The 13,828-nt window shown below is 58.7% G+C and carries 11 protein-coding genes; 7 read left to right on the top strand and 4 right to left on the bottom strand.

Features of this window, described 5'->3' with window-relative positions; genetic code table 11:
• Window positions 1-98 precede the first annotated feature (98 nt).
• The 4 genes from glmU (at window position 99) to AWB69_RS10445 (ending at window position 7,088) form a co-directional block, all read left to right on the top strand.
• Window positions 99-1,460 carry a bifunctional UDP-N-acetylglucosamine diphosphorylase/glucosamine-1-phosphate N-acetyltransferase GlmU gene (glmU, locus tag AWB69_RS10460; RefSeq protein WP_062084833.1) on the top strand — a complete coding sequence of 454 codons (1,362 nt, stop codon included), beginning with the start codon at window positions 99-101 and terminating at the stop codon, window positions 1,458-1,460.
• Window positions 1,461-1,555: 95 nt separating this feature from the next.
• Entirely contained in the window at window positions 1,556-3,373 is a 1,818-nt protein-coding gene (gene glmS / locus AWB69_RS10455) for a glutamine--fructose-6-phosphate transaminase (isomerizing) (protein WP_062084832.1), read from the top strand.
• A gap of 502 nt (window positions 3,374-3,875) precedes the next feature.
• On the top strand, window positions 3,876-5,657 hold the full coding sequence (locus AWB69_RS10450; RefSeq protein ID WP_063977783.1) for a PQQ-binding-like beta-propeller repeat protein: 1,782 nt from the start codon (window positions 3,876-3,878) through the stop codon (window positions 5,655-5,657).
• 201 nt (window positions 5,658-5,858) lie between these two features.
• The gene (locus AWB69_RS10445) at window positions 5,859-7,088 is read left to right on the top strand and encodes a Fic family protein (protein WP_062084830.1); all 1,230 of its coding nucleotides are present in this window, start codon (window positions 5,859-5,861) and stop codon (window positions 7,086-7,088) included.
• A gap of 37 nt (window positions 7,089-7,125) precedes the next feature.
• On the opposite strand, the gene AWB69_RS10440 is transcribed toward AWB69_RS10445, so the two are convergent.
• Window positions 7,126-7,425, bottom strand: a complete 300-nt coding sequence (locus AWB69_RS10440; RefSeq protein ID WP_062084829.1) for a hypothetical protein — start codon at window positions 7,423-7,425, stop codon at window positions 7,126-7,128.
• Window positions 7,426-7,793: 368 nt separating this feature from the next.
• Between AWB69_RS10440 and AWB69_RS10435 the strand changes: the two genes are divergently transcribed.
• From AWB69_RS10435 to AWB69_RS10425, 3 genes are all read left to right on the top strand, one after another.
• Window positions 7,794-8,654 (top strand): MurR/RpiR family transcriptional regulator, encoded by an 861-nt coding sequence (locus tag AWB69_RS10435; protein WP_062084828.1) that lies wholly within the window; start codon window positions 7,794-7,796, stop codon window positions 8,652-8,654.
• Window positions 8,655-8,863: 209 nt separating this feature from the next.
• Window positions 8,864-10,210, top strand: coding sequence for an aspartate aminotransferase family protein (locus tag AWB69_RS10430; RefSeq protein WP_062084827.1), 1,347 nt, complete (start codon window positions 8,864-8,866; stop codon window positions 10,208-10,210).
• A 25-nt stretch (window positions 10,211-10,235) separates the two neighbouring features.
• Window positions 10,236-10,790, top strand: coding sequence for a carboxymuconolactone decarboxylase family protein (locus AWB69_RS10425; RefSeq protein WP_062084826.1), 555 nt, complete (start codon window positions 10,236-10,238; stop codon window positions 10,788-10,790).
• Between the two features lie 62 nt (window positions 10,791-10,852).
• Here AWB69_RS10425 and AWB69_RS10420 read toward each other — a convergent pair whose 3' ends face one another.
• From AWB69_RS10420 to dhaL, 3 genes are all read right to left on the bottom strand, one after another.
• Window positions 10,853-11,746 (bottom strand): glutamate/aspartate ABC transporter substrate-binding protein, encoded by an 894-nt coding sequence (locus tag AWB69_RS10420; RefSeq protein ID WP_062084825.1) that lies wholly within the window; start codon window positions 11,744-11,746, stop codon window positions 10,853-10,855.
• 534 nt (window positions 11,747-12,280) lie between these two features.
• A complete protein-coding gene (locus AWB69_RS10415) occupies window positions 12,281-13,072 on the bottom strand; it encodes an SDR family NAD(P)-dependent oxidoreductase (RefSeq protein WP_062084824.1) in 792 nt (263 codons plus the stop codon).
• Window positions 13,073-13,096: 24 nt separating this feature from the next.
• Entirely contained in the window at window positions 13,097-13,768 is a 672-nt protein-coding gene (gene dhaL / locus AWB69_RS10410) for a dihydroxyacetone kinase subunit DhaL (protein ID WP_082913346.1), read from the bottom strand.
• Between the last annotated feature and the right edge of the window lie 60 nt (window positions 13,769-13,828).

Below are 13,828 nucleotides of genomic sequence, written 5' to 3'. Positions count from 1 at the left end.
CCCCGCAGGACCGTTGCTCAGCAAGGCCGCACCCGGTTTTTCCGCCCATCCGCCCATGCTATATTGGCGGCTCCTAACACTTCAACGAAGCTGACGCCATGAACATTGTTATTTTGGCGGCAGGCACGGGCAAGCGCATGCGTTCCGCCTTGCCGAAAGTCCTTCATCCCCTGGCTGGCCGGCCGCTACTCTCCCATGTGCTCGACGTTGCGCGTGCGCTCAAGCCCACACGGCTTGTCGTCGTGGTCGGACATGGAGCGGAACTGGTTCAGAAAGCAGTCGGCGCCTCCGATGTCCAGTTTGCCGTGCAGGAGCAGCAACTGGGCACCGGCCATGCGGTTCAGCAAGCGCTGCCGCTGCTCGACATTTCCGTGCCTACGCTCATTCTTTACGGCGACGTGCCGCTTACCCGTGTCAGCACGCTGCAAAGCCTGGCCGATGCAGCTTCCGGCGGCCGCTACGGCGTCCTGACGGTCATGCTTGACGATCCGACCGGGTATGGCCGCATCGTCCGTGACCCAATGGGCGCGGTGCAGCGCATTGTCGAACAGAAGGACGCCAACGCTGATCAACTCAAGATCGCCGAGATCAATACCGGCATCATCATTACGCCGACGGCGCAGCTTGGTGAATGGCTCGCATCGCTTAAAAACGACAATGTGCAGGGCGAGTTTTATCTCACCGATGTCGTCGAATGTGCGCTCGAAGCCGGCATTGAAGTCGTCACGTCGCAGCCTGAAGAAGAGTGGGAAACGCTTGGTGTGAACAGTAAGCAGCAACTCGCCGAGCTCGAGCGGATTCATCAGGGCAATGTCGCCGAGGCATTGCTGGTTGCCGGTGTCACGCTGCTGGACCCCGCGCGTATTGATGTGCGCGGCTCGCTGACGTGTGGACGCGATGTGTCTATCGACGTGAATTGCGTCTTCGAAGGCGATGTCACGCTGGCCGATAACGTGAGCGTCGGCCCGAATTGCGTGATTCGCAATGCCACTATTGGTGCGGGCACCCGGATTGATGCGTTCACGCACATCGAGGGCGGCACGACCGGCGCGAATGTCGTGCTGGGACCGTATGCGCGCTTGCGTCCGGGCGCTGTGCTCGGTGACGAAGCACACGTGGGCAATTTCGTCGAAGTGAAAAACGCGGTGTTCGGGCGTGGGTCGAAGGCGAACCACTTGAGCTATATCGGCGACTCGGATATTGGGGCGCGAGTGAATATCGGGGCGGGTACGATTACGTGTAATTACGACGGTGCGAACAAATTCCGCACGGTGATCGAGGACGACGTGTTCGTCGGCTCGGACACGCAACTGGTTGCGCCGGTGCGCGTGGGGCGTGGTGCTTCCATCGCGGCCGGCACGACCGTCTGGAAGGACGTCGCGGCAGACCAGCTCGTGCTGAACGAAAAAACTCAGGTCAGTAAGAGCGGTTACGTACGTCCGACCAAAAAGAAAGCTTGAATAATAGACATGGCTCTTGTGCTTGAGCGCGCGCCCTGGCGGCGAGCGCCCGGCGTTTTCGAGCGATTCAAAAACAATCTGTAAAGGACGACGCCATGTGCGGAATTGTCGGCGCGGTTGCGCAACGTAACATCGTATCGGTGCTGGTCGAAGGTCTGCGACGGCTGGAATATCGCGGCTATGACTCCTGCGGCGTAGCCGTGATTGTCGATGGCGAACCGAAGCGCGCGCGCAGCGTGGCGCGCGTGGCCGATCTCGCCGATCAGGTCCGCGATACGCATCTGGAAGGCGCAACCGGCATCGCGCACACGCGCTGGGCGACCCACGGCGCGCCCGTCACCGACAACGCGCATCCTATCTTCTCGCGTAACGAACTGGCGCTGGTGCATAACGGGATCATCGAGAACTACGAGACCTTGCGGACCATGCTGAAGGGCCAGGGCTACGAGTTTGTCTCGCAGACCGATACCGAAATCATCGCGCATTTGATCCACAGCAAGTATCGCGGCGATCTGTTCCAGACCGTGCGCGACGCCGTGAAGGAATTGCATGGCGCGTACGCCATTGCCGTGATCCACAAGGATCAGCCGCATACGGTTGTCGGCGCGCGGCAGGGTTCGCCGCTGGTGGTGGGCGTGGGCAATGGCGAGAACTTCCTCGCCTCCGATGCGCTCGCGCTTGCCGGCAGCACAGATCGTTTTGCGTTCCTCGATGAAGGCGATGTGGTCGAGATCACGCTGGACGGCGTGAAGATTGTCGATCGCGAAGGAATGCCCGTGGAGCGCGAAGTGCGTGTGGTCGCGGCGTATGGCGGGGCGGTTGAGCTTGGGCCGTATCGGCATTTCATGCAGAAGGAAATCTTCGAGCAGCCGCGCGCGATCACCGACACGATTCCTCAAACCGATCGATTCTCCGCCGAGTTGTTCGGGGCGGACGCGGCAGAAGTTTTCGCCGATATCGACAGCGTGCTTATCCTGGCGTGCGGTACGAGTTCGTATGCGGGCATGACGGCGAAGTACTGGCTTGAATCGGTTGCGAAGATTCCCACGCAAGTTGAGATTGCGAGTGAGTATAGGTATCGCGAATCGGTGCCGAATCCACGGGCTTTGGTGGTGGTGATTTCGCAATCGGGCGAGACGGCGGATACATTGGCCGCGTTGAAGCATGCGCAGGCGCTGGGGCATAAACACACGCTGGCGGTTTGCAATGTAGCTTCCAGCGCGATGGTCCGGCTGACAAAGCTCGCGTTTCTGACGCATGCGGGGACCGAGATTGGCGTGGCTTCGACCAAGGCATTTACGACGCAGCTGGTCGGGATGTTTGTGCTGGCCGTCACGCTCGGGACGTTGCGCGGGCATGTTAGCGAAAAGCAGGAGGTCGATTATCTGACGCGGTTGCGGCATTTGCCTGCGGCGCTGAATAGCGTGCTGGCGCTGGAGCCGCAGATTATCGCCTGGTCGGAAGAGTTTTCACGCAAGGAGAATGCACTGTTTCTCGGGCGTGGACTGCATTATCCGATCGCGCTTGAAGGCGCGTTGAAGCTTAAGGAGATCTCGTATATTCATGCGGAAGCTTATCCGGCCGGGGAGTTGAAGCATGGGCCGCTGGCGTTGGTGACCGAGGCTATGCCGGTCGTGACGGTGGCGCCTAATGACACGCTGCTGGAGAAGCTGAAGTCGAATATGCAAGAGGTCAGGGCGCGAGGGGGCGAGCTTTATGTCTTCGCTGATTCCGATACCCGGATTGTCAGCGAGGACGGTATTCATGTGATTCGGATGCCTGAGCATTATGGATTGCTATCGCCCATTCTTCACGTCGTGCCGCTGCAGTTGCTGGCTTATCACACGGCTTGTGCCAGAGGGACGGATGTGGATAAGCCCAGGAATTTGGCGAAGAGCGTGACGGTGGAGTGAGGGGGCGAGTTGAGCGCGCGGAAGTGACAATATTCAAAAGTTACCGATAAATTGCCGCGCCAGTTTCCGTTATTCGTTCGTGAGTCAGTCGCAAACGCCCCGATCGGTGGGAATCGGTCGACGTTCCTGTTCGACCCTATTGTTCATATATTTGACCTCGCAAGTTCAGGCCTGTTCGGGCTCGGTATTCATCTGACATCACGCCCCGTGATCACCACTGCGTCAGCGACTCAGTCCAAAACTCCTTGATGCAAGAGCGTGAGGAAAACGTTCCCTTCCTCAGGCGCTCTTCTTGCTGATGCAGGACGCTGTAAGCCGGATTGTTACCCTGGGCTGCAGCGAGCGATTCGCGCTTGCACGTTCCGCGCTTGCACGTTCCGGGTAGACCTGTGGTGGGCCGCTTGTCGGCCGCGGGAGAACCGCCATGAAATCTCTGCAATTCAAATTCGCTTTTCGCCTGGCCTCCTGGTGTAATCTGTTCAAAATTTGCACAGGATTACTGATGGCTGTGTGCCTCGGGTCGTGCGGCGGTTCGAGCAACAGCCCGACCACCACCGCCAGTGCGGGCGGAGCCAGTGGTACGACCGAAAGCCCGTCTGCAGCGTCGGCCCCGTCCACGACCACGCCTGCCAGCACAACGCCCACGCCAGCCCCCACTGCCCCTGCTACGACGCCTACTCCGTCCACGACCACACCGACCGCTACGCCCCCCACGCCGGGCACGACCACGCCTGCCGGAACGACTGGCGGCTCGACGCCAACCGCTGTGCCAAGCTACGCAACAGACGTGCTGATGCACCACAACGACCTCGCTCGAACCGGCCAGATGCTGGCGGAAACGACTCTTACGCTGGCCAATGTCAATTCGTCGACGTTCGGGCTGCTGCGCTTTCTGCCGGCCGATGGCAAGGTTGACGGGCAGCCGTTATTCGTGACGAATCTCACAATGGGCGGAGCCGTACATAACGTCGTCTATGTTGTGACGGAGCACGACAGCATCTACGCCTACGACGCCGGCAGCGGTGCCGCGTTGTGGCAAATATCGCTGGCGCCTACCGGCGAAACACCGAGTCCGGACCCCGGTTGCACGGACATTACGCCCGAAATTGGTATCACGTCGACGCCGGTGATCGACCGCTCGCGCGGCCCGAATGGCGCGCTGTATGCCGTCGCCATGACCTCGGACGCCAGCGGAAACGTTCATCACCGCCTGCACGCGATCGATCTTGCGACAGGAGCCGAATTGTTCGGCGGCCCGACCGAAATCGCAGCGAACTATCCGGGCAGCGGTGCGGAAGGTTCGAACGGCATCCTTACCTTCACGCCCGCCCTGCACACCGTGCGCTCCGCGTTGACGCTGGTCAACGGCTCCATTTACATGGGCTGGACCGCCCACTGCATGTCGGGCAACTACATCGGCTGGATGATGTCTTATAGCGCGGATACGTTGAAGCAAACCGGCGCGCTTCCCGTTACTCCGAACGGCAGCAAGGGATCGATCTGGATGGCGGGTTCGGGCATGGCGTCGGACGGGACATCGATCTATTTCGTCGACGGCAACGGCACCTTCGACACGACGCTCAACGCGCAGGGATTTCCAGCCGCGGGCGATTTCGGCGACACGTTCGTCAAGCTCTCCGCCATCCCGACGCCGGTCGTAACCGACTACTTCGCCATGTACAACACGGTGGCCGAATCCGATGTGGATGGCGATTTCGGCTCGGGCGGTGCGATGCTGCTGCCCGATCAGACCACGGCGAACGGCACGGTCAAGCACCTGGCTCTCGGAGCGGGCAAGGACACCAATATCTACGTCGTCGATCGCGACAATATGGGCAAGTTCAGTCCTACGTCCAACAACATCTGGCAAGAACTGATCGGTGTTCTGGCCGGCGGTATCTGGGGTTCGCCGGCGTACTTCAACCACGTCGTCTATTACGGAGGGCAGACCGATACGCTCAAGGCGCTGCCTATCACCAATGCACTACTCGCCACCACACCGTCTTCGCAGAGCGCGCTGGTATTTCCTTACCCCGGCGCCACACCGGCCATCTCGGCGAACGGCGCGAGTAACGGCATTGTGTGGGCGGCAGAAAACGGCACGGTCGGCGCGCTTCATGCATACGACGCCGCCAATCTCGCGCACGAGTTGTACAACAGCAATCAGGCTGGCACGCGAGACCAGTTCGGCGCGGGCAACAAATTCATCACGCCGATGATCGCTGAGGGAAAGGTCTACGTAGGGGCGACGAACGGCGTTGCGGTGTTCGGCTTGCTGCATTAATGATGGAGACGACGGGTGGATGTGGGGGAAACCCATGCTTGCCACCCACCGTGCCAGGTGACGAATGCTTCCGCTGTCCGTCACCCGGATATACACGCCAGATGATTCGCCAAAAGACTCGCCATGCCTTTCATATCTATATGTAAAATAAAGGATTTTATGAGATTATCCGCGTAACGAAGATCCGCCAAATTAGCCGCCATGACCACCGCCAAGTCCAAATATCCGTATCACACGGTTCACCAGATGCATCCGCTGCTGCCTTCAGAGCCGAAGCTGGACAGCCTGCGTCCGCTGGCCGCCGATGTGATTGGGCGGGCCAAGGATCTTGCGGCTCACGGCATGCCGCATCTGCGTGATCTGCTCCGCGAGGCGCTACGGCCAATGAACTCCTACTATACGAACAAGATAGAGGGTCAACATACCGAACCGCTGCTGATCGAGCGTGCGTTACAAGAGGATTTTTCCAACAAGCCCGCGGAAGCGCGCAAGCAACGCATAGCGGTCGCCCATATTGTCACCGAGCGTTGGGGCGAAGAGACCTTCCCCACGTTCGACTCCAATGTGTTTTTCGAAGCTTCCGTACCTCAAGCCATTCATCGGCATCTGCATGACCAGTTGTCGCCGGAAGATCTTCTTCAGATTGACGATGACGGCAAAGAGGAGAGAATCACTCCGGGCTTATGGCGGAATAGAGGTGTCAAGGTCGGCTCCCATATCCCTCCTGACCCGGCGACGTTATCGGACTTTATGGAGGAGTGGCATCGCGGCTATCGCTATGCACGGGCTGGTGAAACCGCAGTTATCGCGTTGATGGCAGCCCACCACCGGCTCGCGTGGATTCACCCGTTTCTCGACGGGAATGGACGTACCGCGCGACTGCATACGCATACCGGACTTTCGGCGTTAGGGCTGACGCAAGGACTATGGTCGCCAATGCGCGGTTTCGCTCGGGACCACGATGCTTACTATGAGCATTTGATAGCTGCCGATCGACGCCGCAAAGGCGACTACGACGGGCGAGGTGTCTTGAGTGAAAGCGGTTTGGTGGAATTTATCGCTTTCTGCATGAACCTCTGTCTCGATCAGATCGGCTTTATGGAAGGTATGCTCCAAATACCCGCATTCGAGGCGAGGTTAGCCCAAATGCTGGCGGCCGAAGCGACCAGGAGCGACACCCGCTTCCTGAGAACTGAAGCGGCGCAACCGCTCGCCTATCTGGCAACAATCAAGTCGATAGACAGAGCCCGGTTCAAAGCCATGATGGGGCTTGCAAGCCGAACCGCGGATCGTGTGCTGGCGGATCTTTTCAAGCTGGGCATCGTTCGTTCGAGAACGCCAAAAGGTCCCATCGAACTGGCGTTGTCAATCAAGTCGTTCCGATATCTGTTCCCGCGTCTATGGCCGGAAGCAGAAGCCGATACGGCCTGAAAAAGAGTGAAATTTGCTTTCGCACCTCTTCGTCTGCTCAGCCCTCACCCAAACCGAGCACGGCCAAGGCTGCCGTACGAGTCTCGTCGCTTGCACAAAGCAGGACTACAACGTCGTCTGGTTTCACGTGGAAAAATGGCTCACTCATTTGATCTGCTGCTTTTTGAACGTTATCGATCGAAACAGTATGCAATCTTTGGCCTCGGCGGCCTGCAATATCGCTCAAGGAGTGCGTCTCAAACGCAGACCGTAGATGGATGAAAATCCTCTTGCCATCCACGACTGAAACGATTTTTCCTGCGCGAACGTCATTACCCCATTTGCTCTTGATCTTCATATTCTCTCGGCTCTCTATTTTTTATATTTCTTAAAACAAACCCAGGAAGCGTCGGCCGGTCCCACATACAGGCAGATGTCCTGCAAACCTGACGGAGGGAGATCACTTCTACTATTGTTTCAATTTATCCCTAACCCGCTTGACCGCCTGTCGCAATTTGCCATGATTATTTGATGGGGAACGTTTGGAGGCACACAGAACATGCCCTCTGATTTAGGAAGGGGTGTTCGAATTTTCTGATCACGACGAGACACCTCCCGAGAAACGAGAGTTATCAGCATTTGCTGACCTCCAGCCAACGACAACAGTCCGTCGACGCAACAACCTCGTTAAACTACAAATGTTGTCAACCTAACGAGGCTTGTTTCGTGTCGTCCAATTTCGAAGACCTGGTTTCATCGATACGTGCGAAGTTTCCCGAACTCAGCCCGCAATTCCAGGCGGGCGCGGGTTTCCTGCTGAATTTCCCCGACGAGGTCGCGGTTCTTTCAATGCGGAAAGTCGCTGAGCGAGCCAACGTCCAACCCGCAGCCCTCGTCCGGCTATCGCAGCAACTGGGCTTCCCTGGCTGGAACGAGCTGCGGGAGATATTCGTCGCGCGCGTCCGTACCCGACCGGAAGCGCTAACGTCCAAAGCCCGCGCTCTAGTCAAAGGCGGCTCAGGCGAATCATTAGTCCAGGAACTCGCTATCGCGCAAAGCCACAACCTCGAAGTCACGTTCGCGCAGAACGGCACCAAGATTGTCGAGGTCGCGAAGATGCTGCGAAAGGCGCCGCATGTCCACGTGGCGGGATTCCGCTCGTGTTATCCGGTCGCGTTCGCCCTGGTCTATGGTTATCGGCTATTCCGGTCGTCCGCGAGCCTGGTCAACGGCGAGGCCGGCACGCTGGAAATGCAGCTACGCGGCATGGCCAAAGGACACGCAGCCGTGGTAACAAGCTTCGCCCCGTATTCAGCCGAAGCCGTGCGCGTCGCGCAAGCAGCGAAGGAGCAGGGCTGCAAGCTCGTCGCCATCACCGACAGCGCCGTGTCCCCCCTCGCCCTCAACGCCGACCATGTCCTGATCTTTTCGCACGAAAGCCCATCCTTCTTTCCGTCGCTTGTCGCCGCGTCTGCAATAGCAGAGTCGCTGGTTGCCCATCTGCTTGCGCTCGAAGGGCGATCGGCCGTCGAATTGCTGGAAGAAGCCGAATCCGCGCTCCACGCGAAGGGCGCTTACTCGTCGTAAGCCTCGTTTCAAAGCCGGGCAATATCCGCGTTGACAACATATGTTGTAACGATGCAGAATGAAGCATCGCATGTTACTGAGCGCTTGAGTTGTCGCCAGCTGACCTCCATGCCGGAGGAGGGTGTCGTCAATCAAGGCGAACGCGTGCTCAGAACCTTTATTCTCCAAGTGACGAGCGCCCGGGCATCGTCAGCAACGTCGAGGTCAGAATGACAACCGTTTTTCATCGCGCCCCGCGAGCCAAACTTCCTGTTGCAGTTGCCGGCGATGGAATCGAAATCGTCGACTCGGAAGGTAAGCGCTACATCGACGCGTCGGGCGGTGCCGCGGTTTCGTGCCTGGGCCACAGCAATCAACGCGTTATCGATGCCATCAAGCGGCAGGCCCAGCAGCTTCCCTACGCTCACACATCGTTTTTCACGACGGCCGTCGCGGAGGAGTTGTCCGACCGTCTGGTCGCGGACGCTCCCGCCGGCCTGGACCACGTGTACTTCACCTCCGGCGGCTCCGAAGCCATAGAAGCTGCCCTCAAACTTGCCCGGCAGTACTTCGTCGAAAAGGGGCAGGGGCAGCGGCGTCATTTCATCGCCCGCCGCCAGAGTTATCACGGCAATACACTCGGCGCGCTCGCCATTGGCGGAAACGCGTGGCGCCGTGAGCCGTTTCTTCCCATCCTCATTGAAGCCCATCATGTGAGCCCGTGCTACGCGTATCGCGAACAGCGCGCCGATGAAACCGAGGAAGCTTTCGCCCAACGCCTGGCCGACGAACTCGAGTCGAAAATCCTGGCGCTCGGCGGCGACACGGTCGCGGCTTTCGTCGCCGAAACGGTCGTAGGGGCAACTGCAGGCGCAGTGCCGCCGGTGCGCGAATATTTCAAGAAAATTCGCGCGGTGTGCAACAAGTACGGCGTATTGCTGATCCTGGACGAAATCATGTCCGGGATGGGGCGTACCGGCCACCTGTACGCCTGCGCAGAGGACGGTGTGGCTCCAGACCTTCTGACCATCGCGAAGGGTCTGGGGGCCGGTTACCAGGCGATTGGAGCGACGCTCGTCAGTGACGAGATCTACAACACCATTGTCAACGGCTCGGGTTTCTTCCAGCATGGGCACACCTACATCGGCCACGCGACGGCTTGTGCTGCAGCGCTGGAAGTCCAGCGGGTTATCGCGGACGAGAAGCTGCTGGACAACGTGCAGGCAAGAGGCGAGCAGCTTCGCGGATTGCTTCGCGCGCATTATGCGAGTCATCCGTTTATCGGCGACGTGCGTGGCCGGGGCTTGTTTATCGGCGTCGAACTGGTGCAGGACCGGGTATCGAAGAGACCATTCGACGCAAGCAAGAAGTTACACGCGGTGATCAAGAGTGAAGCAATGAAGCGCGGCCTGATGGTCTATCCGATGGGCGGTACGGTAGACGGCGTCGCGGGTGACCATGTGCTGCTGGCGCCCCCGTTCATTGCCACGGCCGGACAGATCGACACAATCGGCGCGCGCCTGACCGACGCCATAGACGGGGCATTGACCGCAATCGGTGCGGCAGGCGCTCGCTAAGCAACAATCAAACCCTGGAGAACCCATGACCCATCGCCTTCCGAATTTCGATATTGCCAACGCTACCGATGAGCAGAAGGCCGTTCTTCAAAGTATCTTGAGCGGCCCGCGCGGCAACCTGAACGGCCCGTTCCTGGGATGGATTCATAGCCCGGAACTGGCCGACCATGCTCAACGGCTGGGCGCGTTTTGTCGATACAAGACGGGTTTGTCACTGCGCTTGTCGGAACTGGCTATTCTCGTTACGGCCGCGCGTTGGCAATCGCAAGGGGAGTGGTTCATCCACTATCCCATCGCGTTGGATGCAGGCGTTCCGAGGGCGGTTGCCGACGCCGTTCAACGAGGCGAGCGTCCTGCATTCGACAGCGCGGACGACGCGCTCATCTATGAATTCGCCACCGAGCTATACGAAACCAGGCGAGTCTCCGACCAGACGTTCGACGCAGCGGTCAAAAGCTTCGGGCACGTGGTTGTCATCAACCTGGTCGGATTGCTCGGTTACTACGCGTTGGTCGCCATGACCCTGAACACGTTCGGCATGCGCGCCGAAGGGCAGACCACACTCCCGTTCCCCGAATAACGCGCTCCAGATAAAAAGCCACCTTCCTGAAAGAAGGTGGCTCTTTAACGCGGTGCGAGTATTCACTCGAAAGCGGTGTCGTTCGGATTGGCGTACAGCTTTTGAAGGGAATCGCTCATCGGGAAATCAAAGCTGATGTTCTTCGGCGGCACCGGCTTCATGAACCATTTGGCGTACGTGGTCTTGATCTCCGGTCCCTTCATGATTTCACTCATGGTGTCGTCCACCAGCTTCTTGAACTCCGGATCGTCTTTTCTCAGCATGAAGCCATAGGCTTCCGAAGACTGTGGCGTGCCGACGAGCACATAGTCGGAGGGATTGGCGGTCAGCGAGCGCGTTCCAGCCAGAAGCACGTCGTCCATCATGTATGCAACTGCGCGGCCCGTTTCCAGCGTCAGACGACCTTCGCCATAGTCCTTCGCGCTGATGATCTGCATGTTCATCTTCTTCTCCTCGTTCATCTTGCGGAGAATTCGCTCGGACGTGGTGCCCTGATTCGTGACGACGGTCTTGCCGGCGAGGTCGGGGAAGTCCTTGATGCCCGAATCCTTTCGGGTCAGCAGGCGAGTCGTCGCCACAAAGAACGTGTCGGAAAACGTGACCTGAGCCTGACGAGCTTTGAGGTTCGTCGTGACTCCGCATTCCAGATCGACTGTGCCGTTTTGCACCAACGCAATCCGATTCTGCGACGTGACCGGGATAAACCGCACCTTGAGATCAGGTTTCCTGATCTTCGCCTTCACCGCATCAATCACCTTGTTGCAGATATCTTGCGAGAAACCGATGACCTCATTGTTTGCATCGATATAGGAAAAGGGGACCGACGTCTCCCGATGCCCGATTGCAATCGTATTGGATGCCTGGATCTTGGCCAAGGTCGTTTGAGCCTCCTGTGCGAAGACGCCCGTGGACACAGCAGCCATCACGGCGGCTGCGAACAATGTGGTCCGGTTCATGACATTCCTCAGTCTTTCCGTTGGTTATCGTTAGCGCTTCGCAGCACCGATAACCATATGTTGCCATAACATAATAAATTACAACATATGTTAACTACTGAGGTTCAGCGTGTTGTCAGGAGATGACGCGCCGGCTGCCGGTCATCGCATTCGGACCCAGCGCTTATAAAGAAGGCAGCATCAATCCGCTGTGGGCATCCATGCCTTATGGTTTTTAATGGATTGATATGTATACATAGTAATAGTTAACAAGCATCGACCGTTTCTGTGGATAAGCGGTCAATCCTGCTTTGGATCAACGCTCTAGCGAACAGGTAACTTGCGTACCAAGTGTGGAGCCGGCAGCTGGCCGAAGGATAACTTCTGGCGCTTTATGCACAGCACCCGAGTTATCAAGGTTTCGCCCACAGGGCTTCACTGGGTTATGCAGGAGTTATCCAAAGCTTTGCGTGCAAACATCCGCTCATTCGCGAGATCCGGCGGTCAAACGACTTGCCGGTAAGCCGTAAAAACAATTGAGCGCATGAGCACGCGTCACACGGTCTTCAGCATCCCGCCATCGACGAAATAGGTTGATCCCACGCTATAGCTCGCCCGCTCCGAGCACAGGAAGACAATAAAGCTTGCCAACTCGGCGGGCGTGGCGAAGCGGCGGATGGGCGCGTGTTCGTCGGCGACATGTTGCAGATGCGCTTCCCAGTCGCCGCCCGAATCGCGTGTCAGTTCCTTGGCCGTCTTGATCCAGTCGGGTGTCAGCACAAGCCCCGGATTGATCGTGTTGACGCGGATGTTGTCCTTGATTAGCTCGTTCGCCAGATTCTTCGACAGCATCATCAACGCGGCTTTCGTCACGTTATAGATGGGCTCGTAGCCGAGCGGCTGCGTCGCACAGATCGACGCGTTGTTCAGGATCGCGCCGCCGCCGCGCGCTTTCATCAACGGTACGAGACCACGCGCGAGGCGCACGGCGGCCATGACATGAAGGTCCCAATAGGACTGCCACTTCTCGTCGGGCGCGTCCATGATGGTTTCGTTGCTGCCCGTGCCGGCGTTGTTGAAGAGGATGTCGGCACCGCCGAAATTCGTGCTTGCAGCGGCGACGATCTTGTCGACGCCCGCGACGGTGGCAACGTCGCAGGCAACCGGTACCGCTGACACGCCGAACTCCCGCGCGATACGCGAAGCAGCTTCCGTCAGCCGCTCTTCCTGTCGCGCCGCGAGCAGCAGGTTCGCGCCTTCCGCAGCGAACGCTTCTGCTACCGCGAGCCCGATGCCCACGCTCGCGCCCGTCAATACGACAACCTTACCGCGCAGATTCAGATCCATTTTTTTCGTCTCCTTTTTAGTTGCTCAAGCTTGAGTGTTCAGCGCGTTGCGGATCGCGGCAAGCCACAGTCCGACCGCATGCGCACCGGGATCGGCAAAGCCTAACGCACGATCACCCACGTAACTGGAACGCCCGAGCCGAGGGGTCATCGACGCCGTTTGCGTGGCGCCTGATGTCGCTGCATCGACGGCTGCTTTTAACGCCTGGTCCGTATCGATACCGCCTGATTTCGCGAGCGCGGCTTGCAGTGCGACGGCAGCTGGATGCAGCGCATCGACCATGGTCCGGTCGCCGGGATGCGCGCCACCCAGCGCCATCACGCCATCAACAGCCGCAGTGAACGCTGCCGACCAATCCTTCGCGGTGGACTCGCCAGACTGTTCGATAACTACGGCCGCGCGCAACAGCATGACTGCGTAGAGCGGTCCCGATGTGCCCCCAACCACTCTTCTTATGGTGGCGGACATGGTCCGCAGCACGGGCCCCGGCGTTTTCTCCGAGGGATAGGTATCTATCTCGTTGAGAATGCTGCGCGCCGCGCGCGACATGCTGATGCCTAGATCACCATCGCCCACGCGCTGATCCATCCCGGTCAGGACCGGTTCCGCTTCGAGGAGACATGCGCATACCGCTTCGATAACCCTTCGCAACGACGAGTCCCGCGAGAGCCGGGCGCCACTAGTCAGTTGAACCATTGAAATTGCACTGATCTAACGGTGCATGGACAAGATGAATCTGAGCGAAGCCGAGCGCGA

The sequence above is a fragment of the Caballeronia udeis genome, assembly GCF_001544555.2.
GTDB classification, from domain to species: domain Bacteria; phylum Pseudomonadota; class Gammaproteobacteria; order Burkholderiales; family Burkholderiaceae; genus Caballeronia; species Caballeronia udeis.
This window is presented reverse-complemented; position numbering and strand designations above follow the sequence as displayed.